The organism is Microbacterium sp. Root61, from assembly GCF_001427525.1.
In the GTDB taxonomy this organism is placed as follows: domain Bacteria; phylum Actinomycetota; class Actinomycetes; order Actinomycetales; family Microbacteriaceae; genus Microbacterium.
Genome location: NZ_LMGU01000001.1, coordinates 3,377,606 through 3,404,020, shown reverse-complemented (window position 1 = coordinate 3,404,020; position 26,415 = coordinate 3,377,606). Strand labels below are relative to the sequence as shown.

Annotated in this window: 24 protein-coding genes; 6 read left to right on the top strand and 18 right to left on the bottom strand. The window is 69.6% G+C overall.

Translation table 11 applies throughout. From position 1 onward, the window contains the following. Positions 1-66: 66 nt before the first annotated feature. Positions 67-2,562 (top strand): LuxR C-terminal-related transcriptional regulator, encoded by a 2,496-nt coding sequence (locus tag ASD65_RS15865; protein WP_056224140.1) that lies wholly within the window; start codon positions 67-69, stop codon positions 2,560-2,562. 115 nt (positions 2,563-2,677) lie between these two features. Beyond that, positions 2,678-3,508, top strand: coding sequence for an IniB N-terminal domain-containing protein (locus ASD65_RS15860; RefSeq protein WP_082561827.1), 831 nt, complete (start codon positions 2,678-2,680; stop codon positions 3,506-3,508). A gap of 407 nt (positions 3,509-3,915) precedes the next feature. Here the strand turns inward: ASD65_RS15860 and ASD65_RS15855 are convergent, their stop codons facing one another. The 4 genes from ASD65_RS15855 to ASD65_RS19100 form a co-directional block, all read right to left on the bottom strand. Then, entirely contained in the window at positions 3,916-5,589 is a 1,674-nt protein-coding gene (locus ASD65_RS15855) for a dynamin family protein (protein ID WP_056224136.1), read from the bottom strand. Continuing rightward, positions 5,586-7,439: a dynamin family protein gene (locus ASD65_RS15850; protein WP_442922441.1), complete on the bottom strand. Its 1,854-nt coding sequence runs from the start codon at positions 7,437-7,439 to the stop codon at positions 5,586-5,588. The genes ASD65_RS15855 and ASD65_RS15850 overlap by 4 nt, the downstream gene beginning before the upstream one ends. Positions 7,440-7,539: 100 nt before the next feature. Next, complete coding sequence (locus ASD65_RS15845; protein WP_056224134.1) at positions 7,540-7,830, bottom strand: hypothetical protein; 291 nt, start codon at positions 7,828-7,830, stop codon at positions 7,540-7,542. 118 nt (positions 7,831-7,948) lie between these two features. Next, positions 7,949-9,208: a hypothetical protein gene (locus ASD65_RS19100; RefSeq protein WP_056224133.1), complete on the bottom strand. Its 1,260-nt coding sequence runs from the start codon at positions 9,206-9,208 to the stop codon at positions 7,949-7,951. A 190-nt stretch (positions 9,209-9,398) separates the two neighbouring features. Between ASD65_RS19100 and ASD65_RS15835 the strand changes: the two genes are divergently transcribed. Next, positions 9,399-10,586: a class I SAM-dependent methyltransferase gene (locus ASD65_RS15835; protein ID WP_056224131.1), complete on the top strand. Its 1,188-nt coding sequence runs from the start codon at positions 9,399-9,401 to the stop codon at positions 10,584-10,586. 1 nt (position 10,587) lies between these two features. Here ASD65_RS15835 and ASD65_RS15830 read toward each other — a convergent pair whose 3' ends face one another. From ASD65_RS15830 to ASD65_RS15810, 5 genes are all read right to left on the bottom strand, one after another. After that, on the bottom strand, positions 10,588-11,082 hold the full coding sequence (locus tag ASD65_RS15830) for a hypothetical protein (protein WP_056224129.1): 495 nt from the start codon (positions 11,080-11,082) through the stop codon (positions 10,588-10,590). Next, complete coding sequence (gene tsaD / locus ASD65_RS15825; protein WP_056224127.1) at positions 11,079-12,164, bottom strand: tRNA (adenosine(37)-N6)-threonylcarbamoyltransferase complex transferase subunit TsaD; 1,086 nt, start codon at positions 12,162-12,164, stop codon at positions 11,079-11,081. The genes ASD65_RS15830 and tsaD overlap by 4 nt, the downstream gene beginning before the upstream one ends. Then, positions 12,161-12,658, bottom strand: coding sequence for a ribosomal protein S18-alanine N-acetyltransferase (gene rimI / locus ASD65_RS15820; protein ID WP_056224125.1), 498 nt, complete (start codon positions 12,656-12,658; stop codon positions 12,161-12,163). Before rimI ends, tsaD begins: the two co-directional genes overlap by 4 nt. After that, positions 12,655-13,356: a tRNA (adenosine(37)-N6)-threonylcarbamoyltransferase complex dimerization subunit type 1 TsaB gene (gene tsaB / locus ASD65_RS15815; RefSeq protein WP_056224123.1), complete on the bottom strand. Its 702-nt coding sequence runs from the start codon at positions 13,354-13,356 to the stop codon at positions 12,655-12,657. Before tsaB ends, rimI begins: the two co-directional genes overlap by 4 nt. A 120-nt stretch (positions 13,357-13,476) precedes the next feature. Further along, the gene (locus ASD65_RS15810) at positions 13,477-13,842 is read right to left on the bottom strand and encodes a MerR family transcriptional regulator (protein ID WP_056224122.1); all 366 of its coding nucleotides are present in this window, start codon (positions 13,840-13,842) and stop codon (positions 13,477-13,479) included. Between the two features lie 59 nt (positions 13,843-13,901). On the opposite strand from ASD65_RS15810, the gene ASD65_RS15805 reads away from it, so the two are divergent. Further along, on the top strand, positions 13,902-15,101 hold the full coding sequence (locus ASD65_RS15805) for an MFS transporter (protein WP_056224119.1): 1,200 nt from the start codon (positions 13,902-13,904) through the stop codon (positions 15,099-15,101). Positions 15,102-15,130: 29 nt separating this feature from the next. Here the strand turns inward: ASD65_RS15805 and tsaE are convergent, their stop codons facing one another. From tsaE to coaA, 5 genes are all read right to left on the bottom strand, one after another. Continuing rightward, a complete protein-coding gene (gene tsaE / locus ASD65_RS15800; RefSeq protein WP_156378900.1) occupies positions 15,131-15,625 on the bottom strand; it encodes a tRNA (adenosine(37)-N6)-threonylcarbamoyltransferase complex ATPase subunit type 1 TsaE in 495 nt (164 codons plus the stop codon). Continuing rightward, a complete protein-coding gene (gene alr / locus ASD65_RS15795) occupies positions 15,622-16,746 on the bottom strand; it encodes an alanine racemase (RefSeq protein WP_235566736.1) in 1,125 nt (374 codons plus the stop codon). The genes tsaE and alr overlap by 4 nt, the downstream gene beginning before the upstream one ends. After that, on the bottom strand, positions 16,743-17,108 hold the full coding sequence (locus tag ASD65_RS15790; RefSeq protein ID WP_056224116.1) for a holo-ACP synthase: 366 nt from the start codon (positions 17,106-17,108) through the stop codon (positions 16,743-16,745). The genes alr and ASD65_RS15790 overlap by 4 nt, the downstream gene beginning before the upstream one ends. 119 nt (positions 17,109-17,227) lie before the next feature. Beyond that, the gene (gene glmS / locus ASD65_RS15785; RefSeq protein ID WP_056224114.1) at positions 17,228-19,081 is read right to left on the bottom strand and encodes a glutamine--fructose-6-phosphate transaminase (isomerizing); all 1,854 of its coding nucleotides are present in this window, start codon (positions 19,079-19,081) and stop codon (positions 17,228-17,230) included. A gap of 105 nt (positions 19,082-19,186) precedes the next feature. Further along, positions 19,187-20,143: a type I pantothenate kinase gene (coaA, locus tag ASD65_RS15780; protein ID WP_056224112.1), complete on the bottom strand. Its 957-nt coding sequence runs from the start codon at positions 20,141-20,143 to the stop codon at positions 19,187-19,189. A 163-nt stretch (positions 20,144-20,306) separates the two neighbouring features. On the opposite strand from coaA, the gene ASD65_RS15775 reads away from it, so the two are divergent. Next, positions 20,307-21,767: an APC family permease gene (locus tag ASD65_RS15775; RefSeq protein ID WP_056224110.1), complete on the top strand. Its 1,461-nt coding sequence runs from the start codon at positions 20,307-20,309 to the stop codon at positions 21,765-21,767. After that, positions 21,764-22,534: an IclR family transcriptional regulator gene (locus ASD65_RS15770; protein ID WP_235566798.1), complete on the top strand. Its 771-nt coding sequence runs from the start codon at positions 21,764-21,766 to the stop codon at positions 22,532-22,534. The genes ASD65_RS15775 and ASD65_RS15770 overlap by 4 nt, the downstream gene beginning before the upstream one ends. A gap of 20 nt (positions 22,535-22,554) precedes the next feature. On the opposite strand, the gene lepB is transcribed toward ASD65_RS15770, so the two are convergent. The 4 genes from lepB to ASD65_RS19095 all read right to left on the bottom strand — a co-directional run bounded on the left by lepB (position 22,555) and on the right by ASD65_RS19095 (position 26,396). Further along, the gene (gene lepB / locus ASD65_RS15765; RefSeq protein ID WP_056224107.1) at positions 22,555-23,085 is read right to left on the bottom strand and encodes a signal peptidase I; all 531 of its coding nucleotides are present in this window, start codon (positions 23,083-23,085) and stop codon (positions 22,555-22,557) included. Then, positions 23,082-23,714: a DUF305 domain-containing protein gene (locus ASD65_RS15760; protein WP_056224104.1), complete on the bottom strand. Its 633-nt coding sequence runs from the start codon at positions 23,712-23,714 to the stop codon at positions 23,082-23,084. Before ASD65_RS15760 ends, lepB begins: the two co-directional genes overlap by 4 nt. A 64-nt stretch (positions 23,715-23,778) precedes the next feature. Continuing rightward, positions 23,779-25,632 (bottom strand): copper amine oxidase, encoded by a 1,854-nt coding sequence (locus tag ASD65_RS15755; RefSeq protein WP_056224102.1) that lies wholly within the window; start codon positions 25,630-25,632, stop codon positions 23,779-23,781. A gap of 14 nt (positions 25,633-25,646) precedes the next feature. Further along, the gene (locus ASD65_RS19095) at positions 25,647-26,396 is read right to left on the bottom strand and encodes a hypothetical protein (RefSeq protein WP_156378899.1); all 750 of its coding nucleotides are present in this window, start codon (positions 26,394-26,396) and stop codon (positions 25,647-25,649) included. Positions 26,397-26,415: the final 19 nt, after the last annotated feature.

Here is a 26,415-nt window from a genome sequence, read left to right as displayed (position 1 = left end):
TCACCTGTCCTGGCTGACCCAGGCGAAACCCATAGATTCATCTGGGAACGCCAGGCGCGTCCCACGATGACCGCACTCGCCACGCCTGCGACCGGACCCGCGCGCGCCGTGGTGGTGGGCACGGCGGGATCCGGCAAGTCGACGATGCTGCGCGAACTGCATCGCCTGCTGTCGGAAGCCCCGGCCGAAGCTAGTCTGCTCGTCGAGTCCACGGAAGTCGCCCGCGTGCCGCAGGATCATGTGCTCCTCGTGGACGACCTCCACCTCCTCGGGGCGGACCAGATCGCCGACCTGCGCGCGCGGGCGGAGGATCCCGACGCGGCGCTCGTGGTCGCCAGCCGACCGTGGCCCCGGCTCGACGAACTCACCCTCATCACCCGTCCGCTGGAACGGACCCGTTCCGCGATCGTGCTCGGGCATGTGTCGCGTTCCGACGTCCTGACCTATCTCACCGCGGGCGATCGAGTGATCTCCGATTCCTGCGTCGACCACATCCTGCACCTCACGGGCGGAGTGTCGTGGCTCGTGTCCGAGGCGCTCGCCCTCCACGACGTGCGCGACTGCGCGGACGACCCCCGCCACACCGCTCTCGGACGAACCCTCGAGGATCGTGTCCTCCACCGCATCGACTCGCTCCCGACGAAGCTTCGGGACGAGATCGAAGCCCTGTGCGTGGCCCCGGCCCCCGGCCCGCGACTTCTGGACGGAGGGGCCGAGGCGATCGCCAAGGGGTACGCCGAGGGGTTGTTGACCCGCAACGGCCGTCCCGTCCCGCTCGTGGAGTCGTCGGTCCGCGCGAGCCTCCCGGTGCGTCGGCTGATCGACCTCGGCGACGTCCTCGCCGCAGACGGTGCAGGGGCGGTCGATGACCCGGACTATCGACGGTGGATCACCGGCGTGCGCGATCCCGGCTTCGCCGCAGCCCTGGTGGCCCACGGCGACCGGATGCTGGAGAGCACCCCCCGCCGCGCCCTCGACTTCTACGACGATGCCCTTCGCTGCGGCGCAGCAGCGGGGGAACTCGGCGGACGACGAGCGCAGGCTGCGTGGGCGACGGGAGACATCGACGCGGCCGGTGCGATCATCGACGAGCTCTCCGCTTCCGATGCCGCGAGCGACGGCGATCGCATCGCCGACACCTCTGCCGCCGTGTGGTCGATGCGCGCGATGCTGCGCACCGGCGATGCCGTGTACCAGTCACTCCCCCCGACGTCGCCGACCTCGCAGGCCCGCGCGACGATCGCCGCGATCGGCTCGGGCAGGGCCGTTCCGCCGATCGGGCGGCAGGAGGCTCTGCCCACGACACTGGGCGTGGCCATGGAGCTGATGGATCGTGGCCTGCGAGCCACTCTGCGCGCCGACGGCACGGAGGCTGCCGTGGCCGACCTGGTGCGCGCGTCCGAGATCTACACCTCTTCGGCGACCTCGGCACCCATCCCCGAGCTCCCCGCCGTCGTCGCCGCCGTCGTCGCGCTGAACACCGGAGATCTGGAGATCGCTCACGACGTGATCGAAGACGCCATCCGGGGAGCCCAGGGCGGAGACTGGGCGCGACCACGCCTGTTGCTGTGGCGCGCATGGCTGGCGCTGCAGCGATCACGGCCGCTGGCGGCTCGGGAGGCCCTGGATCGCGCCCTGGAGTGCTCCGCGGCACGCACTCCGCGCGACGATCTCTTCGCGCAGGCGATCCGCGTCGCCATTGCGCGACGATACGAGGACGCCGCTCGACTGGAGGCCGTGTGGGCCGAGGTGCGCGACACCGGGCTGCACGTCGAGGTGGATCTCTACCTCCTGCAGCCGCTCACCGAATTGCTCACCGCCGCGGCACGCGTGGGCGACGCCGAGCGGATGCAGACGCATTTCGCGCGAGCGCTGGAGATCGTGGACCAGCTGGGGTCGCCGCCGATCTGGTCGGCACATCTGCGCTGGACCGGCGTTCAGCGCGGCATCCTGCTCAATCGTCCGAGTGACCTCAAGCCGCACGCCCAGGCGCTCCTGCAGGCAGCTCCCGACAGCCCCATCGCCGCGGTCATGGCGCAGGCCGGCCGCGTCTGGACCGCATGCCTCGCCGGATCCGTCGACGCGGACGCCGTGGAAGCGGCCGCACACGGCCTCGCCTCGGCAGGACTCGGCTGGGACGGCGCACGCCTCGCCGGTCATGGCGCCAGTCGATCCACCGATCGCAAGGTCGCCGCCCGCCTGCTGTCCTGTGCGCGCGAGCTCCACCCCACCGAGGGCACGCGCGAGCCGGTCGGTGTCGGCGCGGCGGACGCCCCGGCGCTCCCGGGCTCCGACGGCACGGTCCTGAGCGAACGCGAGCGGGACGTCGCCCGCCTCGTGCTGCAGGGCAAGACCTACGCCGAGATCGGCGAGACGATCTTCATCTCGCCGCGCACAGCGGAACACCACATCGCCCACATCCGGCGTCGACTGGGGGCGACCTCGCGCTCGGACCTCGTCGCGAAGCTCCGCGTCGTCGTCGAGCAGTCGGCCGGCGGGGCCGAGCACACCGGCGTCACGGGTGACGCCGACCCGAGTGCGGCCGCACGACCCCCCTCATAACCCCCACCAGCATCGGGGCAACCCCCGATGCTGCCCCGATGACAAGTACATAGCCTGAAAATCACCAGTCTTATCCTGCGGGATACCCATGTTCGACCACGCTGAGGAGCCGAAAATGAGCACACCGGTTGCGACCATAGCCGACGCTTTGATCGCATTCATCATGAGCCTGCTGCGAGATCCCGCGGCCGTGGATGAATTCGCAGAATCGCCGCAGACGATGATGGCCAGAAGCGGGGTGGGCGATGCCTGCCTGGCAGATGTCAAGGCCGTCAAGCCTGTCATCGTCGACAACGCTCATGTCACGACGAGAGTCGTCACCCAGCCCGTCGATCCGCGCGGCGGGGGTGAGCCGCGGGAGACCAACGAAGTGATCCGCGAGATCTCCCGCATCGTGAATCAGTTCACGACGATAGATGCGCGGTCGACGGTCGTCGACCAGTCCGTCAACCAGAACATCTGGACCAACGGCGGCGACGTGTCGCAGATCTTCGACCAGGACTCGGTGGTCGCCTCCGGCGACGGCGCCGTGGCCGCCGGGGACGACGCGACCGTCGTGGACTCGGACGTCGATGTGACGATCGGCGACGTCTCGATCGGGAACACCGCGAACGACGGCAGCTTCAACACGACGGTCACCCAGGACGGCGACGACGATGCCGCGCCCGCGGATGCCGACGCGGCTGCGGCTGCCGACGCGGATGAGCCGCAGGCCGAAGAGGACGGGGATGCCGCGGCCGCGGCCGTCTCCGACATCGTGGACGACGCGATGGGGGTCGCGGGCGACGCGGTCCAGGCTGCGGCGACGACCGCCGTTGCGGCGACCGAACCGGCCGAGGACCCGCTCGGCGCCGACCTCGCCGCTGCGGACACGTACGAGACCGAGGACCCGGGTGGGGTGGTCGTGGAGGACGCGTACGTCGAAGAACCTGTCGAGGAGCCGTGACCGAGGTCCCGACGGATGGGGGTCGGCAGGCGCCGGCGCGCCCGCCGACGGAGAACCCGAACATCGCACCCGTGCTGGTCAAACTGACTCCGCCGTTCTCGGTGCGGATGAGTCAGTTCTTCTGGATCCTCAGCTTCGCGGTCGGCGGCTTCACGGCCGTGTACTTCTTCGTGATCCGCAAGGAGCTGCTGCCGCTCATCGCCGACCGGGTGCGCGCCGTGGTCGAGGGACGCAGCGATCAGACCTACGACACGGCATCCGACATCGTGTTCTGGATCGTGTTCGGGGTGATGGTCGGTGTCCTGCTCGTTCAGATCACGCTCCTCGTGTCCTTCATGAGCAGGCGTGCGCACGTGCGGTGGTGGCAGTTGGCGACGTTCGGCGTCCAGGTCATCCTGGTGCTGATGTCATCCGAGTGGGTGGCGATCGGTGACCGCGGACAGTCCCTTCTGCTTCTTCTTCCAGCCCAGGCGGGGCTTGTGCTTCTCGCTCTGCTCAGCAGCGTCCTGCCCCCGGCCATCGCCTGGTCCGCCCGTCGCCACGACATCCGCAAAGCCGAGGGGATCGTCGGCGGCGGCGACCTCTGACGCGGCGACGGCCGTCGCCGCGGGATCCGGACCGAGGTCCGCTGCCAGCGCTTCCAGGCTGCGGATGACCACCCGGCAGACACCGATCGCGGCGCTGGAGGTGAGTGGGGACTCGGCCAGTGTGCGCCAATGCGCGAGTGCGGCCCCGCTCAGTTCCCGCAACACCGTGACGTCGGCGTCCTCTGCCGCACCGAGTCGGAGATAGGGCAACGCGCCCGCCCCGCCGACGATCCGCAGCGCCTCCGCACTGTCCTGATCTGTCAACGGCAGTCCCTCCGACCGCGCGCTGGCGATGAGAGTCAGCTCACGAAGGCCGTGCGCGGATGCCGAGATCCGTTCGCTGGCGGCGTGGATCACGTCCACGCCGTCGCGGGGATTGTCCCGGATGAGCCTGTCGAGCGCGAGCAGCACTCCGCGGATCTTGAGAGTCGTCGCCCGCGTGCGGAACTGTGTACGCACGAACTGCTGCAGCTGCACGAGCCCGCTCTGCTGCACCATCGCCTCGGCCAGCTCGGACGAGCTTGCGGTCCCGCCCCGGATCAACGCTGTCGCCAGACGCACGCCGAAAATGCCGAACCGGCTCACCAGATCGCTGCGCACAGTCGCGCTCAAGGTCGTCGTGGCGGTGTCGGCGACGAATCGATCGGCCGAAACGAAGAGCTTCTCCCGCTCGACCCGGTCGAGCGCCGCGAGCTGGCGGAAGGCGATGTACTCGCTCTCGCGGAGCGTCCTGGCACCCTCGGCGACCAGACCCGCGACGGGGATCACACCGAGCACCAAAGAGGCGAGATCGGCTTCGTGCTCGTAGCGCCGGGCCACCTTGGCCGCGGACAGCAGCGAGTCGATCCGGCCGGAGCCGATCTCGTCCGATCGGGACAGCACCCCCACAGCGCACACCGTCTGCCCGCCTCCGGGCGCGGTGTCACGGAACGCCTCGAGGAACGCCACGTCCGACGCGTGCAGGTGACGCATGAGATAGATGACGGCGTCCGCCGAGGACGGCTCCTCCTCCCCGGTGAGGAATCGGGTCGCGCGCAGCGATATCTCCTTCGACATCGAAGCCATGCCCGGCGTGTCGATGAGGATCACCGATCTGAGCGCATCCAGCGGCCACCCGACCTCGAGCCACTGCACATCCTCCGCGGGAAGGCCGCCCAGACCGAGGGCCAAACGTCCGCGCTCGCGGTGCACGGGCATCCGGCGGGTCTCACCGTTGTTCAGGTGCATCGTGATCGAGGGCGTCGGCGAGTATCGGTACCACGTGACCACCCGCGTGCACTCGCCGGCGTCCGTCGGGGCGATCTGCTCGCCGAGCATCGCGTTCAGCAGCGTGGACTTGCCCGCCTTGACCATCCCGGCGATCGCCAATCGCAGAGGCTCGCTCAGTCGCTGCTCGAGCTTCCCGATGACCGCCATGGCCGCGGGGTCGTCGGCATACACGGACGCGGCCGTGCGAAGCAGCTCCTCCGCCTCCTGCGTGGTCGGCCCGTTCACCGACGCACAGCCTCGCGGCGGATCGGCGGCAGCGCGGGCAGCTCGGCGGAAAGGGCGTCCAGCCGCCGGAGCTGCTCCTGCAGGACCATGACCCGCTGGTCGCGCTGCGATGTGAAGGTGCCGGCGGCCTGCTTCGAGGCTGTGAGTGCCTCTGAGAGCGACTGGTGCAGCTCCTCGGCCATCGAACCGAAGTGGTCGCGGGCCGCGCGCTGGACCGTCCGCAGACGGTCCTTGAGCTGCTTTCCGACTTGGAAGATCACCTCGTCGATGTATCGGCGCACGAGGATCTTCGCCTCGTGCTGGCGCCGGGACAGTCTCGCGGTCATGTCCTCGCGGTACGCCCGGCGGCCGACGAGCACTCCGGCCAGCAGCGAGAGGGGGTTGATCAGCGACAGGCCGATCAGGCCGGTCGCCAGACCCACCATCAACACACCGCCGTACGAGCCTCGGACACCGATGAAGATCTTCTCGCCCGCCCCGAGGCGCCCCGAGTCCAGTCCCCCGACCCCCTCGACGGGATCCAGCACGCCGCGGGTGTCACCGACTTCGATGGCGGGAAGCGCAGCCTCACCCTGGCTGAACAGCTCCGCGACCTCCTCGGAGAGCCAGCGAGAGCGCTCGTCCGTCCAGACGAACGTCTCGGACACGGCTCCCGCGACCCGCTGCTCGAGCCACGCGGTGACCTCGTCCCAGATCGGACCGGGGTCGCCTTCGTCGATCGACGCCTCCGCCTCGCGCTGCACTTTGCGCAGGCGATCACGCAGGTCGTGCTCCATGTCTGCGATCAGGTCGACGATGCCATCGGTGAGCGTCACCTGCCACCGTGCCGACCGTCCACGGAACTCGTCGGCGCGTGCCTTGGCCGCTTCGAGCTGGGCGATCATCCGAGGTGTGTCCTCGGGATGCAGCAGTGCGTTGAGCTCGGAGCGGAGCGAAACGCTGACCTGATCGACGACCGAGACCAGGTCGTGCACGGCGCTGCGCTGGCGGATGACCTCGGCGCGGCCGAGGACCTCGCGGCGCAGGTGCGTGACGAGCGCCGGGAATCCCGACTCGTCGTTCAGAGTCCGATCCCTCAACTCCGCGGCGAGCAGTCTCAGGTCGCTGGAGACCGAGAACATCGGCACATCCCCGGCGTCGCGCAGACGACCGCGGTCGATCTCCTCGATTTCGCGCCACTGGGGGTACAGGTCGGTCTTGGCGAGCACAGCGGCGACATTCGGCGAGATCCGCATCGCATGTTTGAGGAACTGCACCTCCGGTTCGGTGTACTCCTGCGAGGCATCCGAGACGAGGAGGACGGCGTGGGCGGAGGACAGCGCCGACAGGGTCGCCAAGGCGTTGGAGGACTCGAGCCCGCCGACGCCCGGCGAGTCGACGAGGCGAAGACCCCCTTTGAGGAACTCGCGCGGCAGAAGCACCTCCGCCGAGACGATATTGCGCTCGTTGCCCGGATTGCCCCGCTCCGACACGTATTGCGGCAGCTCCTCCAGCGACACCTGCCGCCGTTCGATCGCGGAGCCGGTCGACGAGTCCTCCTCGCGGGTGAGGATCCACGCAGACGCTTCGTCGGCATAGCTGACGGAGGTCGGCACGCTCGTGGCGACATCGTCGTCCACCGGACACGCCGGTGCGTTGACGAGCGCGTTGATGAGCTTGCTCTTCCCTTGCTTGAACTCCCCCACGACGATGACGCGGACATCGGGATCGATCAGGCGCGATCGGGTGCTTTCCAGCCGCTTGGCCAAGTCCGCGCGGCCCGTGTCGGCGGCGAATTCGCTCACGCTGCGCACGAGTGCGGTGATGTCGGCCACCTCGGCTGTCGACGATGCGTCTTCGCTCTCGACCACGGCGAATTCCTCGCTTCTGCCCGATTCGAGCATGTGTCCCTCTTCCATCGTGACAGATCGATGCCGTGCCGCCGCATCCGATGCGCAAGCGAATCCCAGATCAGAGCGGGAAGTCGAGTCCTATCGCACCGCCGTCGTCGAGGCCGGCGCCGTCTCCGTCATCCCCCCAGATGCCGGAGGCGTCCGCATCCCAATCAGACGCATCGATGTTCTCGATCTCGTCGGAGAACATCCCCGTCTCCGCCGGATCCGAGAACACGTCGATGTCGGCTCCCCAGAGGCTCGACGCGGCGTCCGCGCCGACGTCCGAGTCGTGTCCCACTGTCTGCGCGCCGTCGGGATCGCGGGGCGGCTCGACGCCGCTGCGCCCGTTCACTGCATCCTCGCTCATCTTCCCCACCCTTCGCGCGGAAGCTTCTGAGGTTCAGTTTCGCACCACCACCGCGTTCGGTAAATGGTGTTCTGCCCGGCCACCCCAGGGGCGGCCGGGCAGAACGTGTGCGAAGGGATCAGAAGTCGATCTCGTTCGCGTCGCCGAACGGGCTTCCGACGTTGGAGTTGTCCACATCCACGTCCACATCGACCCCGTGGTCGTCCGAGTTGTCCTGGAACGAATCGTTGATCGAGTTGTCCGAGTTGTCCTGGAACGAGTCGTTGATCGACCAGTTGTCGGAGAAGTCGAGGTCGTCGTTGAACGAGTCCGTGTTCCAGGTGTTCCCGATCGAGATGTCCCCCACATCGATGTTGGTGTTGATGTTGTTGACGTCGACGTTGCCGCCGGCACCATATGAGCCGTCGCCGGAGACGATCACCGAGTCCTGGTTGAAGAACTGGCTCACGTTTCCACCGTTGGCGTCGCCGCCATTCGCGTTGGCGTTCCCCGCGCTGCCGCCCTGGCCGCCGCCGACCCCCAGCGAACCGGCATCGCCGGCACCACCGCTGCCGCCACCGGCTGCGCCCGTTCCGGCACCACCGAGGCCGCCGTCCCCACCGGCACCGCCGCTGCCGAGACCACCGAGGCCGCCTGCGCCGCCTGCGCCGCCTGCCGCGCCGGTGCCACTGCCACCCGCACCGCCGTTGCCGCTGTCGCCGCCGCCGGCACCCGAGAGCACGCCGCCGAAGCCGCCATCCGCATCTCCGCCGACCGCGAGGGCGGCTCCGCCGCTGCCCGAGTTGGTGGTGATGTTCTGGTTGACCGACTGGTCGTTGTTCGTGGACCGTGCGTCGACATCGAAGTCGAAGTCTCCGCCGCTGCCCGCGCCCATGAGGCCGACCATGCCGCCGCCGCCACCCTCGCTGTCGTCGATGAAGTTGATGTCACCGAAGCCCGAGTTGTACTGGCGGATGCCGGCGTTGACCGAGTTGTCGTTGGCCGAGTCGTGGATCGAGTTGTCCTGGAACGAGTCGTTCACCTGGAACGAGTCGTTGATCGAGTCCTGGTACGAGTCGTCCTCGTTGAACGAGTCCTCGACGTCGACATCCACGTCCGTGTCGACGGAGTTGTCCGAGTTGTCGGAGTTGTCCGAGTTGTCGGAGTTGTCCGAGTTGTCGGAGTTGTCGGAATTGTCCGAGTTGTCCGAGTTGTCGGAGTTGTCCGAGTTGTCCGTGTTGCCCGACAGGAAGTCGTTGTCCGAGTTGTCGGAGTTGTCGGAGTTGTCCGAGTTGTCCGAGTTGTCGGTGTTTCCCGAAAGTACATCGTTGTTCGACAGGAGGTCCGTGTCGAGGTTGGTCTGGATGCCCAGAACGTTGAGGTTGTCGTTCACAGCCATGATCTCTTCCTTCGTTCGTGGAGCGCCAAGGCGACGCGTTGGTACGAGTCTGGAGATTCGCGTCTGGTCCGGCATCGGGAGCAACCCCGCAGAAACCCCCGGCGTGCATGGGGATCCGATAGGGGGTTGGGTGACGGGCCCCGGGGAGGGGCGCGGCGGCGAGCGGATGCCTCGGCCGTAGGCTTGCCGGATGGACATGGCCGAGCTCACCGAGCTGCTCACCCCCGAAGGCCTGCGACTGCTGGATGCTCTGCCTCCGGTCGAGTCCGCCGAGGACGTCACCCGCGTCGTCTCCCGTCTGCGTGCCGCGGGGCACTCCCCCGCACTCGTCTCCGCTGTCGTCGGCCAGGCGCGGCTGCGGGTGCGCGGTCGGTCGAAGTTCGGCGAGTTCGCCGACCGGATGCTGTTCACCCGCGCCGGGCTCGAGCAGGCCACGCGGCTGTCGATCGCAGCCCGTCACGCCGCCCGCTTCCGCGCCGCCGGCCTCACCCGCGTCGCCGATCTCGGCTGCGGCATCGGCGGGGATGCGCTCGGCCTCGCCGGCCTGGGACTGCACGTCGACGCGGTGGATGCCGACGAGGTCACGGCCGCGATCGCCGCGTACAACCTGGCACCGTTCGGCGACAGCGTGACCGTGCGTCACGGTCTGGCCGAGGCATCCGATATCTCCGCTGCCGACGCCGTGTGGATGGATCCCGCGCGCCGCACCTCGGGGCACAGCGAGACCTCGCGCGTGAGCGCCGCGGACTACACGCCCTCCCTCGACTGGGCCTTCGGACTCGCGCAGACGGTGCCGACCGGCATCAAGCTCGGGCCCGGGTTCGACCGCGACGCCGTGCCGGACGACATGGAAGCGCAGTGGGTCAGCGCCGACGGCGCGACGATAGAGCTGGTGCTGTGGTCCGGCGCGCTGGCTCGTGAAGGCATCCGCCGAGCGGCGCTGGTGGTGCGCGGCGACGCCGCCCACGAGCTGACCTCAGCGGAGGATGCCGAGGATGAGCCGGTCCGCACGCTCGGCGCCTTCGTGCACGAACCGGACGGCGCGGTGATCCGTGCGCGCCTCATCGGCGACGTGGCCCGGGCGTTGGAGGCGGGCATGCTGTCCGGCGGCATCGCCTATCTCACCTCGGATGCCGCGTTGACGAGCCCGTTCGTGTCGTCGTTCCGCATCCGCGAGGAGCTGCCCGCCGACGTCAAGGCGCTGGGCAAGGCCCTGAGGGAGCGCGGCATCGGCACGCTCGAGATCAAGAAGCGCGGCGTGGACATCGACCCCGCCGTGCTGCGCAAAGCGCTGAAGCTGAAGGGTGCGGCATCCGCGACCCTCATCATGACCCGCATCGGGTCACAGCGCCTCGCCCTCCTCGCCGACCGCGTGTAGCTCAGCCGAGGAGGTCGACGCGGCTCGCAGCCCAGAGCAGCCAGCCGGCGCTGTAGATGACCGACACGACGCCGAGCACGAGCGCCCACACGGCGACCCGGCGGCTCTCCAGCGGGCGACGCAGCGCGAGGATCGCTGTCACGATGCCGACGATGCCGATCGGGAACCCCCAGCCGACGAACAGTGACACGACGAGCCCGGCGATCGAGAACATCAGCGCCCAGGCGGCCAGCCCACGGTGCGGCGCGGGCGGATCCGGAAGCATCCATTCCAGCGTCGGCAGGGGCAGCGATGCCGGGTCCACGACCGGCGCCGCGATACCCACCGGCGCGGTGGGCAGCCGAGCGAAGCCGCCGCGGTGCTCGCCGGGGAGCGCCGACCCCTCGGCGACCGGTGCCACGTCGGGCGACGGCGGCTCTGTCACGGGCGGCGCAGCAGAGGCTTCTGCGTCCTTCGCGGGCTCATCCACCGGCGCCGAGGCATCCTTCTCGCTCATGCGGGCACCCCTTCGCGCGGGCGCTCGTCCACCTGGATCTGGGTGACCGGCAAGGTGGAATCCGCCCCGAACGACAGCGTCGACGGCTCGCGCCCCGACGAGATGAGCGCGGAAGCGAGCCCGGCGATCATCGCGCCGTTGTCGGTGCAGAGCGACAGCGGCGGGATCCGCAACGCCACGCCCGCGGCATCCGCTCGCTCCATCGCCACCTCGCGCAGCCGCCGATTCGCGATCACGCCGCCCCCGAGCAGCAGGCGCGGCACCTCGTACCGCGCGCACGCGTCGAGCGCCTTGGTGATCAGCACGTCCACGACGGACTCCCGGAAGGATGCCGCGACATCCGCGATCGGCACCGATTCTCCGGCGGCTTCGCGCTGCTCGACCCACCGGGCTACGGCGGTCTTGAGGCCGGAGAACGAGAAGTCGTAGCGGTGCTTGTCCATGTCGGACGCCCGCGAGAGTCCGCGCGGGAAGCGGATCGCATCCGGGTCTCCGGATGCCGCTGCCCGATCGATCTCGGGACCGCCCGGGTAGGGCAGCCCGAGCAGGCGCGCGACCTTGTCGAAGGCCTCGCCGGCGGCGTCGTCCATCGTCTCGCCGAGCATCTCGACGTCGGTGGTGAGGTCGCGCACGAGCAGCAGCGACGTGTGTCCGCCGCTGACCAGCAAGGCGACGGTCGGGTACTCCAGGGGCGGCGCATCGGCGTCCAGGAGATCGGCCGCGATGTGCCCGACGAGGTGGTTGACCGCGTACAGCGGGCGATCCAATGAGACGGCGAGCGCCTTGGCCGCGCCGATCCCGACCATGAGCGCCCCGGCCAGGCCTGGCCCACTCGTGACCGCGATGGCGTCCAGGTCGCTGAGACCCACCCCGGACTCGGCGAGCGCCGCGTCGATCGACGGCTGCAGCGCCTCGAGGTGCGCACGCGCGGCGACCTCCGGCACGACACCGCCGTAGCGGGCGTGCTCGTCCATGCTGCTCGCGATGGTGTTGCTCAGCAGGGTGCTGCCGCGGACGATGCCGATACCGGTCTCATCGCAGCTCGTTTCGATGCCGAGCACCAGAGGCTCGTTGCGGTTCATGTGCACGCTCCCGCGTCCGTGGTGTCGGGCATCCGGGACGTTGTCCAGCCGGCGACGAGCAACCGCATCACGACGGCGTCCACGTCGTCGGGCTGGTAGTAGTGCGGGCGCCGGCCGAGTTCGACGAAGCCCTCCGATGCGTACAGCGACTGTGCGACGGGATTGTCGGCGCGCACCTCGAGGAACACCTCGGCCACGCGACGACGCGCGGCCTCCTCGATCAGCGCGCGCAGCAGCATCCGTCCGCGTCCGCGGCCGCGGGATGCCTCGGCCAGGGCGATCGTCTGCACATCGGCATCCTTCGACCCCTTCGGGGCACGGAGCCCCGCGTAGCCGACGATGCGGCCGGCCTCCTCGTCGACGATGTACCAGCCGTGCGGCGAACCGAGCTCCTCACGCATCATCGCGTCCGACCAGGCATCGGTCGGGAACGAGGCACGCTCGAGCGCCATGATGTCGTCGAGGTCGGCGGCGGTCGCCGCGCGGAGCGTCACGAGCGGTCCCCGCTCGGCGCCGGCGCGGTGACCCGCTTCGGACCGGTGGGCATCGTGACGTCCGGGGAACGGAGGTACAGCGCATCGTCCGGACCGATCGTGCGCCCCGCGGCCAGTGCACGCGCAGCCGCGAGACCGAGCATCGTGGCCGGCACCGCGCTCGCGTCGTGGCGCCGCGCGCCGAGACCGGCGAGCACTGCGTCGACGTCGTCGCGCGGGGTCAGCGCGGGGCCCTCGGTGCGGATCGGCAGCCCGTCGTCGTCCAGCCCGTCGTACACCGAGTACGCGAACTCGCGCCGGCGAGCGTCGGTGACGACGGCGAAGCGCTCGGTCTCGACCCCGCTCAGCGCGTCGGCGAGCAGCACCTGCAGCGCGATGGCGTCGTGGCTGACGATCGGGATGACCGGGATGCCGCGGCCCTGCGCGAAGGTCCGCGCGGCGGCGATGCCGACCCGCAGTCCGGTGAACGGCCCCGGCCCCATGCCGGCGGCGACATACGTGACGCTCGAGGGGTCGGCGTGGCCGGGGACGGGCGAGCCGATCGGACCTGCGGCATCGCTCAAGGCGCGGAGCAGCAGGTCGCCGATCACCTCGGCATGTCCGAGCGGGTTCTCGCTCGCCGCCTCCGCGCGCACGACTCCGTCATCATCGACGACCGCGACGGCCGTGCCGAGTGAGGTATCGATGGCGAGGATCACGCTTCCAGGGTAGCCGTGGTGCGGCTGTGGCCTTCCTGCACGACTTCGGGCGGGGCGACGACTAGGGGCCAAGCTCGGGGAGTCTGTCGAGCACCGCCGCAGAGCAGCGGCCACGGTCGCTCAGCCGCGCTCGGCAGATTCTGCCAAGTAGCGCGAGATCGCGTCCTTGTTGCGGCTGAGGCAAGAGATGCGTCGTTCCAGCTGTTCGCGCTGTTCGGTGAGGGAGGCGACGATCTCGGGGTCGAGAGCGGTGATGCGGATGGACGGGCTGCCCGTGTTCAGGCACGGCAGCAGCTGCTTGATGATCCGCGTGGGGATACCGGCCTCGATGAGCCCGCGGATCTGCTCGACACGCTCGACAGCGGCTTCGGGGTACTCGCGATAACCGTTGTACGCGCGCTCCGGACTCAGCAGTTCCTGCTCCTCGTAGTAGCGCAGAAGCCGGGCCGGGGTCGCGGTTCTGGAGGAGAGCTCGCCTATGCGCATGGACTCCCTTTCGGCCGGACTTGACCTTAACACTAATGGCAAGGTTTGACACTGGGGCCATGTCATCCACACTCGCCGTTCCGGCCACGGGTTCGACCCCGCTCCCCTCCGCACGTCTCCCTCTCGGCGGCCTGCTCGCACTCGCCGCCGTCGTGTTCACCGGTGTCGTCACGGAGATCCTCCCGGCCGGCCTGCTGCCACAGATGAGCGCCGATCTCGGCATCTCCGATTCTCAGGTCGGGGCACTCGTCGCCGTGTACGCCATCGCGACGGCGATCACCGCTATCCCGCTCACTGCGCTGACGCGGGCAGTCCCCCGCCGGATGCTGCTCGTGTCGCTCGTGCTCGGGTTCGCCCTTGTCAACGCCGTGACGGCCCTCGCCCCGAGCTACGCCGTCATCCTCGTGGCCCGCGTCATCGGTGGAATGCTCGCTGGGCTGCTCTGGGCCATGGCGGCGGGCTACGCGATGCGCATGGTCGCGGCCGAGCGCGCCGGGCGGGCACTCTCGATCGCCATGGTCGGCACGCCGCTGGCCTTCGCATTCGGATTGCCGATCGCCACCGCGCTCGGCTCGGCCTTCGGCTGGCGGGAGGCGTTCGGCGCGATGGCCGCGCTCAGCCTCGGCCTGGCGTTGTGGGCTGCGCTCGCGCTGCCGTCGTTCCCGGGTGAGCGAGCGGGCGAGCGACCGTCGCTTCTCGCCGTGCTGCGGATGCCGGGGCTAGCCGTCGTGCTCGGGACGACCGCTGCGTTCGTCCTCGCACACAACGTCGCCTACACGTACATCGCGCCGCTCACCCGGGCGTCCGGTGTATCGGACCACCTGGACATCGCGCTGCTCGTCTTCGGCGTGCTCGCGGTCGCAGGGGTGCTCACGGCTGGGGTCCTGGCCGACCGGCACCTGCGCGGCATGGTCGTGCTCGCCGCGATTCTCCTGGGCGTCGCCATGCTGGCCCTCGGCCTCTGGGGCGAGAACGCCGTCGCCGTCTTCCTCGCAATCGCGCTGTGGGGCTTCGCTTATGGAGGCGCTCCGACCCTGTTCCAGTCCGCCCCGGCGCGCATCGCAGGCTCATCGGCCGATGTGGCCCAGTCGATGGTCGTCGCGACGTGGAACGGCTCGATCGCGCTCGGCGCCTTCATCGGAGGGCTGGCCATCGACGGCACAGGGGTGTGGATCCTGCCGTGGCTGACGATCGCGCTGTTGGCGCTCTCCACGCTGCTCGCCGTCAGTTCACGCGCCGCCTTCGCCCGCGTGCGCTGACCCACGCGGCCGTCGCGGACCGTGGGTCGTCAGCGCGAGACGCGCCTGATCGTCACCACCCGCGCTTCATCCTTGTCGAGATCCTCATCCGCCGGTGCAGCGCCATCGGCGTCGCCGCCACCGACCGGACGCTCCACCTCGACGTCCCACCACACGTCCGCGAGCTCTTCGGCCATCCCCCGCCCCCACTCGACGACGACGACCGAGCGGTCCACGTCGATGTCGAGATCGTCCAGCTCCAATGCCGAGCCGAGCCGGTACGCGTCGACGTGCACGAGCGGCGCACCCCCGACGAGAGACGGATGCGTCCGGGCGATCACGAACGTGGGGCTCTGCACGGGTCCGCGCACGCCGAGTCCGGCGCCGATCCCCCGCGTGAGCGTCGTCTTGCCCGCGCCGAGCGGGCCGGTCAGCACGACGAGGTCGCCGGGTCGCAGCATCCGTCCGATCTCTTCGCCGAGCGCTTCCATGTCCTCCGTCGTGGCGACCTCGCGGCGGCCGACGAGCGGGTCGAGCCCGCTCACGCGGACACCTGCCTCCGCACGACGCGGGGTCCGATGCGGGTGACGATCTCGTAGTTGATGGTGCCCGCGGCATCCGCCCAGTCGGTCGCGGCCGGCGCGCCCAGAGTGGGGTCGCCGAACAGCACGGCCTCGTCGCCCACTGCGACGGGGTGGTCGCCGACGTCGACGACGAACTGGTCCATGGCGATGCGCCCCGCAACGCGGAATCGTTGCCCGTTGATGGCGACGGGCCCGGCACCGGATGCCTGGCGTGGCACCCCGTCCGCGTACCCGAGCGGAACGAGGGCGAGCGTGGTCTCGCGCGGCGTGCGGTAGTCGTAGCCGTACGAGACGCCGTGCCCGGCGGGCACCCGGCGCACGGCCGACACGGCGGCGCGCAAGGTCATGGCGGGGCGCAGTCCGAGGTCGGCGGAGGAGCGGTCGGCGAACGGCGAGAGCCCGTACATCCCGATGCCCAGCCGCACGCAGCCGAGTCGCGCCTCGGGCAGGTCGATCGCGGCGTACGTCGCGGCGATGTGCCGCAGCGGCGGAGCGAGTCCCGCGGAGGCCGCGACGGAGACCCCGTCGTGGAAGAGCCGCAGCTGCTCCCGGTCATCCTCGATCGAAGCGTTGGAGAGGTGGCTGAAGAGTCCGACGACGCGCAGCTTGCCGATGCGCTCGAGGCGTGCCGCCTCGGCGAACACGACGCGGTAGTCCTCCGGGGCGATGCCGTTGCGGGCGAGGCCGGTCTCGAGTTTGAGATGCACGCCGACAGGACGATCCACGGATGCCGCGGCCGCAGCCGACAGCAGCTGGTCGAAGGTCGAGATGCCGAGCTCGATGTTCGCGGAGGCCGCTTCGGCGAACGAAGCGCCGGGCGCGTGCAGCCACGCGATCACGGGAGCGCTGATGCCCCCGCGCCGCAGCGCCAGGGCTTCGGTCACGTCGGCGACGCCGATGCGCGTCGCGCCGCCCTCGAGTGCGGCGACGGCCGAGCGGACCGCGCCGTGTCCGTAGCCGTCCGCCTTGACGACGGCGATGACCTCCGACTCGGTGAGCCGGCGCAGGTGCCGCACGTTGGCGCTGATCGCACCGACGTCGATGGTCGCCTCGCGCATGACTCCGGCGGGCAGGCGGGTCACGGAGTGGCCTCGGCCGACTCGGCCACGACGTACGCCGTCGCGAGCCCCGCATCGTGCGACATCGAGAGGTGGATGGCGGAGATCCCACGCTCGGCGACGACCGCGGCGGTCGAGCCGGTGAGGGTGAACCAGGGACGCCCGGATGCCTCGGGCGTGATCTCGATCTCGGTCCAGTGCACGCCGTCCGAGCCGCCGAGCGCCTTGATGAGCGCCTCTTTGGCGGCGTATCGCGCGGCGAGCGAGCGCGGTGCGAGCACGCGCTCGGCCGGGGCGAAGAGCCGCTCGACGAGGCGCGGGGTGCGGGCGATCGACCGCTCGAACCGTGGGATGTCGACGAGATCGACTCCGATGCCGACGATCACAGCACGCTCCCTTCGGCCCCGATTCGGGGCATCCGCCACCCTATCGCGGGGTGGCGTTCGTGCGGCCGTGGCGCGTTCCCGCTTCCCTCCCGCGAGACAGCGGCGCCGGCGCCCCGCGCCTACTCGACGGTGACGGACTTCGCGAGGTTGCGGGGCTGGTCGACGTCCAGGCCCTTGGCCGTGGACAGGCCCATCGCGAAGATGTGCAGCGGCACGACGGCGAGCAGCGGCTCGAACAGGGGCCCTGCCAGCGGAATGCGCAGCACCTCGTCGGCCTTGGGCAGCACGGCGGCATCGCCTTCCTCGGCGATCGCGATGACGCGGGCTCCGCGGGCGCGGATCTCCTCGATGTTCGAGACGACCTTCGCGTGCAGCAGCGCGGACTCGCGCGGCGACGGCACGATCACGAACACGGGCTGACCGGGTTCGATGAGCGCGATCGGTCCGTGCTTGAGCTCACCGGCGGCGAAGCCCTCGGCGTGGATGTACGCGAGCTCCTTGAGCTTGAGCGCACCCTCCATCGCGATCGGGTACCCGACGTGGCGGCCGAGGAAGAGCACCGAGCGGGTATCGGCCATCCAGTGCGCGAGCTGAGTGATGCGCTCCTGCTCGCCGTCCAGCACGCGCTGGATCTTGGCGGGGATCGCTTCGAGCTCGCGCACGTTGTCGGCGAGCTGCGTCGCGTCCAGCGAACCGCGGACGCCCGCGATGTGCAGGCCCAGCAGGTAGAGCGCGGTGATCTGCGCGACGAACGCCTTCGTCGAGGCGACGGCGACCTCGGGGCCGGCGTGGGTGTAGACGATCGCGTCGGACTCGCGCGGGATGGTCGCACCCTGCGTGTTGCAGATCGACAGCGTCTTCGCGCCGGCTTCGCGGGCGTACTTGACGGCCATGAGCGTGTCCATGGTCTCGCCGGACTGGCTGATCGAGACGATCAGGGTGTCGGGTCCGATCACCGGGTCGCGGTAGCGGAATTCGTGCGCGAGCTCGACGTCCACGGGGATCCGGGTCCACTGCTCCAGCGCGTACTTGCCGGTCTGGCCGGCGTAGGCGGCGGTGCCGCAGGCGATGACGATGATCCGGTTGATGCCGAGGAAGAGGTCGTCCAGACCGTCCAGCTCGGGAATCACGACCTTCTCGTCGCGGATGCGGCCACGCAGCGTGTTGGCGACGGCCTCCGGCTCCTCGGACACCTCCTTGGCCATGAACGACGACCAGCCGCCCTTTTCGGCGGCGGAGGCATCCCAGGTCACTTCGAACGGCTCGACCTCGACCGAGTTGCCGTCGAAGTCCGTGACCTCGACGCCGCCGGGAGTGATCGCGACGATCTGGTCCTGGCCGATGGCGAGGGCGTTGCGGGTGTGCTCGACGAAGGCCGCGACATCGGAGCCCAGGAAGTTCTCCCCCTCGCCGAGGCCGATCACCAGCGGAGAGTTGCGGCGGGCGCCGACGACCAGGCCCGGGTGCTCCTCGTGCATCGCGAGAAGGGTGAACGCGCCCTCCAAGCGAGCGGCTACGCCACGGAACGCGGCGACCAGGTCGCCTCCGTTCGCGCGGTACTCGCGACCGAGCAGCACAGCGGCCACCTCGGTGTCGGTTTCGCTCTGGAAGGTGAAGCCGGACGCGAGGAGTTCCGCCTTGAGCTCGGAGAAGTTCTCGATGATGCCGTTGTGGATGACGGCGAGCTTGTCATCGTCGGCGAGGTGGGGGTGCGCGTTGACATCCGTGGGGCCGCCGTGCGTCGCCCAACGGGTGTGGCCGATGCCGGTCGTGCCGTCCGCGAGGGGCGTGGCCTTCAGGTCTTCGCGCAGCACATTGAGCTTGCCGGCGCGCTTGCGCATGCCGAGCTCGCCGCTGCCGTCGATGACGGCGACGCCCGCCGAGTCATAGCCGCGGTACTCCAGTCGGGCGAGTCCTGCCATGAGGATGTCCTGGCTCGGACGCGGGCCGACGTATCCAACGATTCCACACATGCCATCAATGGTACGAGGGTGGGTATGCAAGGCACCTGAACGAATTCGGATGCCCCGGTCAGAACGAGTTTTCCGCCGACTGGGCGGCCCGAAGATGGAACGCGTCTACAGCTTGCGCAGAAGCACCGTCTCGACGGCGTGGTCGGGGCCCTTCTGCAGGACCAGCGTGGCGCGGTGCCGCGTCGGAAGGACGTTCTCCTCGAGGTTGGGGAGGTTGATGTCGTTCCAGAACTGCAGCGCGGTCTGCACGGCCTCTTCGTCGTTGAGCTCGGCGAACACCCGGAAGAACGAGTTGGGGTTGCTGAACGCGCTGTTCTTGAGGGCCAGGAAGCGATTCACGAACCAGGACGTGATGTGCTCGGTCGCGGCATCCACGTAGATGGAGAAGTCGAAGAGGTCGCTGACGGAGACCTCGTTGGGGTCGGCCGGCGGCTGCAGGACGTTGAGTCCCTCGACGATGACCACGTCGGGGCGCCGCACGGTGACATGCGCGTCCGGCACGATGTCGTACTGCAGGTGGGAGTAGAAGGGTGCGCGCACCTCGGGCGCCCCGCTCTTGACCTCGCTGAGGAAGTCGACGAGCGCGCGGCGGTCGTACGACTCGGGGAACCCCTTGCGGTCCATCAGCCCGCGGCGCTCGAGCTCCTCATTCGGGTAGAGGAAGCCGTCGGTCGTGACGAGCTCGACCCGGGGCGTGCCCGGCCAGCGCGACATGAGTTCGCGCAGCAGACGGGCGATCGTCGACTTGCCGACCGCGACCGATCCGGCGACGCCGACGACGAACGGCGTGGTCGAGTCGGTCTCGTGCAGGAACGTGCTCGTGTCCGCACCCAGCCGCTTGGTCGCTGTCGCGTAGAGGCTGAGCAGTCGGCTGAGCGGCAGGTAGACCTCGCGCACTTCGGCGATGTCGAGACGGTCGCCCAGACCTCGCAGCTGCACCACCTCGGTCTCGGTCAGCGGCTGCGGGATGCCCGCGGCAAGACGCGACCATTCCGCCCGCTCGATCTCGCGATAGAGCGAGTGCGGTGGCGCGGTGATCATGGCAGCGTCGTCGGCGGACATCCCGATCATCGTAGCGGGTGTCCGGATGCCGGTGGATCCAGGCTGTGGGCACGGCCGGGTGCACCCTTCGTCGTGTCCCGCCGCACGTCACGAAGTCGAAACACGCGTGAGCGCCCCGCGCAACAGGCTCTCCGTACCGTGAGTGGCGAAGAAGGAGGTGGCGATGAGCGCGTTGAGTGAAGCGATCGCCGGGCGACCACCGACCGCCGGACTGGATGCCGTCTCGCCTCTGCACGGCTTGCGACGCGGGTCGATCCGCACCGTAGACCTCGTCGCTCAATCGGTTGCGGCGGTCGCCCCTGCGGGCGTGCTGCTCGCTCAGACCAGTGGCCTCGTCTCCCGGGCAGGATCGTTCGCGTTCTTCGATCTGCTGCTGACCGCGACGATCGTCGTCCTGGTCGCTCTGTCGATGTCGATCTTCGCGCGGCGGATCTCCGCGGCCGGCGGCATCTACACGTTCGTCACCCGCGGGCTCGGCCCGCTGCTCGGAATGGTCGCGGGCGCCGCCATGGCACTCGGCTACGCAGCGATCTCGATCGATACGCTGCGCAGCGGCGTGCGCCGCATCACGAGCCTGATCGATCCGACAGGAGGGGATGGCGCTTTGCCCGCCGTCCTCGTTCTCCTCGGCGGCGCGGTGATCACCCTCGTCATCGCCCTCGGCGCGCGGATGTCGACGCGCATCATGCTGGTGATCGAAGCGATCGCGGTCTCGGCGATCCTCATCGTCTCGGTCGCCGTCTTCGCGAGCACCGGCTGGAACCTCTCACCCCTCGTGCCCGACCTCTCCCACGTGCCGCCGATCACCTCTTTCGCCGGAGGCATCGGCATCGCGGTCGTGGCTTTCGTCGGCTTCGAGAGCGGTGCCGCACTGGGGCCGGAGAGCCGCCGGCCGCTCTCGAGCGTGCCTCGAGCGCTCGTGTGGACTGCGTGCGCACTCGCGGCGGTCTACTTGTTCGGCGTCGCCGCGCAGTTGTCCGCGATGCCTGCGGCGGGCCAGGAAGGGACGCTGCTGGCGGATGCCGCCTACCTCTCGGGGGCATCGTGGGTCGAGCCGACGATCGACATCGTCATCGCAGCATCCTGGGTGGCCTGCACGCTGGCGTGCACGAATGCGCTCGTGCGCCTGGTGTTCTCTATGGCCCGTGAGGGCGTGCTCCCTCGTCTGCTCGGCGCCACCTCCCGCCGTTTCGCGTCGCCGCACATCGCCGCCGTCGCCATCGGCGCGATCCTGACGTTCGGCACTCTCGTACGGCTGTGGGGTGGGCGCGAATCCCTCTATGCCGACGTGATCGGCATCGCCACGAGCATGGGGTTCATCCTCGCCTACCTACTCGTGAGCGCGGCCGCTTGCGCCTACCTTCTTCGGCTGCGGGAGTTCAGCTTCCGCGAGGCGTGGCCGGCGCTGGTGGCGACGGTCGCCCTTGCGGGCGTGGTCGCGACCGAAGTGGCCGGCATCGGGAGCAGCCGGGTCGCGCTCTGGGTGTTCGCCGCGCTGGTGGCGGGCCTCGCGCTCGCGCACGTCGTGCGGTGCCGGTACGGCCCTGCGACCGTGCGCGTCGGCGTCTACGACACCCCCGTCGCCTCCGACGCCCTCCGGGCAGACCAGCCGTGGCCGCGATGAAGGGTCCGGGCTCGCCCGGCGGCGTCACCCTCGCGCTGGCGGTGCTCGAGGAGGTCGCCCGGTCCGGACCCGCCCTCACCGCGAACGGCATCGCCCGCGTGCTCGAGATCCCCCGCGCCAGCGCGTACCGCCTGATCAACTCTCTGGTGAGCGAGGAATACCTGCTGCGACACCCGACATCGGACGGTTTCGTCCTGGGGGCCAGGGTGGTCGAGCTGGCGCACCTGATCGCGCCCCTGCAACGAGTCCGTGCACCGCATCTCCTCGACGAACTCCGCGCAGACACCGGCGAGGCGATCCACTACGTCCGATACACGCGCGGTCGGGTCGTCGTGGTCGATGAGGACCCCGCATTCCCGCTCGCCTCGATCGACCGCACGCGACGCCAACTCGCCTCCACGGCGATCGGGAGGCTGCTGCTGTCGTCGGTTCCCACCCACCCGTCGAGCCCGCTGCCTCCCCCGGCGGCGATCGTGGCGCAGACGGCCCGCTCCTCCGGGGTCTCGGCGCGAGAGCATGAGGAGATCGTCGCCGAGGTGGAGGCAACGGGGTTCGCGCGGTTCGTGGATCCGGATCCCGAGGGGCGTGCCTGCGTGGCGGTGCCGGTCCGCTCCCGCACAGGAGAACTGGTCGCGGCGGTGGCGATCTCGGTCGCACGGGATCGAGCGCAGGCCGCGCTCGAGAACCTGGAGCGCCTGAGAGTCGCGAGCAGCACGTTGGCACGGGTCGCAGAGGGCGAGCTCGCGTCCGCCGGCTCCCCGCGCTGACCGCTGCTCGCGTCAGCGCCTCACCACCGCAGGGCGACCACCCGGGTCGCGACGATCGAGGACACGGGCACGGGTCCGAGGTAGCGGGAGTCCACGGATGCCTCCCGGGAGTCGCCGAGCACGAACACCGTGTCGTCGGGCACCATCACGTCGAAGGCGAGAACGCTGGCGATCGCCGCCGGCTCGAGGCGGTATTCCTCGGAGAGCGACCGCCCGTTCACCGAGAGTCGCCCGGCGCTGTCGCAGCACGCGACACGATCTCCGGGTAGACCGAGGACCCGCTTGACGAACGTCGGCGCAACGGCGTCGCTGTCCGTCAGACGAGCGACCTGTTCCGCCCACCCATCCGGATCAGTGAAGATCACGACGGTGCCGCGTTCGAGCGGACCGCCTCGATACGTCTCGCCCACGATCACGTCGCCGATCTCCACCGTGGGGCGCATCGAACCCGACTCGGCGCGATAGAGGGCGACGTGCTGTGCGGACATCGCGGCGGCGGCCGCGACCACGAGCGCGGCGGCCGCACCGACGAATCGGCGGCGCGGACTCACATCGTGTCCCGGCGCGCGGTCATCGCCTCGATCTCCCGCTCCTGCTCGGCCGCGATGTGCTTCGCGAGGGCCCGGATGTAGCTGTTGTTCCCCTCCCGCAGCACCTCCGTCGTCATCAGGAGCGCGCCCTGGTGATGAGCGATCATCAGCTCCAGGAACAGTTTCTCCGCGACCACGTCGGATGCCGCCTCCAGCGCCGCGATCTGCTCGGGCGTGGCCATCCCCGCCATGAAGCCGTTGCCATCGTGGCTCATCATCCCGCTCCGATGCCACGCGTCGAGCCAGGCCTGCATGTCGGTGATCTCCCGCGTCTGGTCGCGGTCGATGAACGCCGCGAGCGCGATCGAGACATCGTCGATCCCGTCGGTCGCGGCGAGGATGCGGGACAGCTCGACGGCCTGCTGATGATGCGGGATCATCATCGAGGCGAACATCATGTCCGCGTCGTTCGGGATGTCCTCCACGGCGTCCCGCGCGGACACCGCAGCCGGATCGGGAGCCTCGGCGGGCGCAGATTGCGGACGAGTCGCCGCCGCGGGCGCTGCCGGCGTGAGCTGGATTCCGAGGAACAGCGCTCCGCAGACGAGGAAGACCGCGACGGCGGATGCGGTGGCGACAGGACGACGCATCCCGATCCCTTCTTCAGTTCGAGTGGCGATGGCCCGGCCGTGCGGCCGGGCCATCGCCTATGGGTCAGACCGCGAGAGCGTTGCGGCGGCGGCGCTTGGCGACGAGCACGACACCGAGGATGAGCAGGAGGAGCCCTGCCACCACGGATCCGCCGGCGATCGTTCCGCCGGTGACGGCGAGCGCTGCCGCGCCCGGCGCGGCCACAGTCACCGCCACATCGACCGTTGAGCCGGAATCCGCGCCGACGGCCGTCAGCGTGTGCGAGCCCACCGGAACGGACGCCGGCACCTTCAGGCTTCCCGAGACCGCACCGTTCTCGGTCGCGGTCAGCTTGCCGAGGGTGACCGGATCGGAGTGCAGTGTCACCGTCACCTCTTCACCAGCCGCGAAGCCGCTTCCGGTGAGGTCGAACGACCCTCCGGGCGTCAGCGTCTTCGACGACAGCGTGATGCTCGCCGCGCCGGCCGCGTCCGTGGGGGACGCGGAGGGGCTCGGTCCGGCGGTCGGCTCGGTGGTCGGCTCCGGCGAGACCGTCGGCTCCGGCGAGACGGTCGGCTCGGGCTCGACGACCTCGCACGGCGCCTCATCCGTGTGGATCTCCCCACCCGGATCGCCGTCGACGCACGAGCGTCCGGACGGCGTGCTCATCGACTGGGCGGTCCAGTCGCGCGGCTGGATGGAGAACGACTGCCAGTGGGTCTGCATCGGGCTCTGGTCCTCGTCGCGGACGACATGGTGGAACCCACTGTTGACCCATGCCACCGGATCGGTCAGGGCCTGATCGGCGCTCGAGGCGACGTACTGGACGACGTTCTTGTCTGCGCACGCTGTGTTGAGGTTGTTCGTCGCATACTCCTGGCAGGCGTTGTAGTTGGTGAACGTCAGCAGCGGCTGCGTCACCGGGTCGCCCTGGTAGAGCTGGGAGCCCGGGAACACGAACTCGTACGACCGCGCATGGCCGTCGGCGTTGAGGCTGTCGGGGGCCACCACCCGCCACCAGGTGAGGTCGTTCTTGGGCACGAGGTTCGACGGGTTGTCGATGGTCGTCCCGGTCGTGTGCATGAGCTGCACACGGTCGCCCTGCTCGCCGAGCTCGGAATCGAACTGCTCCACCTTCATGTTGCTCTGTCCGTCCAGACCGAAGTCCAGGCGCCAGATCGCGTTGTGCCAGTGGGAAGCGGCGAAGTCCGCCGCGCCCTGACCGACCGGCCAGCCGGTGGTCGCGTCCGCGTCGAAGTCCTCATACGAGATGTCGCCGGTGGCTCCGAGGTCGAACGAGACCGTCCCCTCGTCCGAGAACTCGATCTTCGTGGCGTACTCGTACCAATCGACCTTCGAGATGATCTGCAGGCTGAAGCCCTGGCCCTCGGCCGTGAACAGCGGGGCGTCCTCGATGGAGCCCCATGTCTGCTCGTGCGAGCGATAGGCCATGGGTCGCGCCGTGTCGGTCACGCAGAGCGCCGGGATCGTCCGCATCGCCGTCGTCGTGACGCCCTGCCGCGTAGTCGTCCAGGTCTGCGCGACATCCCGCAGTGCCCCGTCGCCGCACTCGGCGGCGCTGAGCTTCTGCAGGTACTGGTTGCCGAATCCGTAGGACGTGATGTCGTTCCAGACGTTCTTGCCGGTGTCGTACGGAACGTGCAACTGACCGAGGTAGGCCGACTCGAGGACGCGACGGTAGCTCTGCTCCCCCGGCGCCTTGACGTTCACCTGCTCGAGGGTGAGACCCTTCTTACTGTCGACGCGCCAGCACATCTGCCACGAGGTGCCGTTGTCGAAGCTCTTCTCGATCAGGGCGTCACCGGAGCAGCTCACCGGCGGGGCCGCACTGGCGGCGGTCACCGGCACGACGGCGAGTCCCGCGGCGACGGCGAGGGTTGCCGTCGCGAGGGCGACGGCACGGGCGATTCTCTTCACTGCAGGCCTGCCTCTCATTGGATGCCGATCACGGTGCGGGTCGACAGATCGACGACGAACGATGCCGTGTCGAGGTAGCCGCCGCCGATGACGCGGAACTGCATCTCGACGCAGCGGTCGAGCTGGCATGCGTCGCCGCCGAGCGTGCTCGCATCCGGGACGAACGAGCCGCCCGAGACGCCGAGCTGGTCGATCGAGGTCAGTTCCTCACCGGTGACGGTCGTGAACTCGGTGCGGATGGCGGCACTGGCCGCGGGGTCCTCGAGGAAGACGCTGAATGCGTAGTCGACCTCGTCCGCGCTGGGCGGCGGCTGCACGCCTTCACGCGAGGAGCTGTCGACAGAGCCCGTGCTCAGGTTCACTGCTTGCAGGAGCGTCTTGTCGGACGTGTAGTCGTACAGGACGACATCGACGATGCGTTCGCCGGAGTCGACGTCGCGGGTCGCGATGTCGATCGACAGCACCTGGGGCGAGTCGGATCCGTCGACCGAGGTGACGTCGTCGGGGATGCTGCCGTCCGTCGTGGCGAGGTGCAGCGCGTAGCTGAGCTCGTCCTGGCTCAGCGGGTCGCGCGGTGCGCCGAGCGCGGGCTTGTCCGTGACGACTCCGACCTCGCCGGTGGCGGACGCGACTGCTCCCGCGGCTCCGCTGACGCTCGGAATCGCGAGGAACCCGCCGAAGATCACGGCGGCGGCGATGACTCCGCCGCCGGCGATCGCATACGGCAGGCCCCTTCTTCTTGTGCTGCTCGGTGGTGACTGCACCGGACCTCCCTGGTCGCTG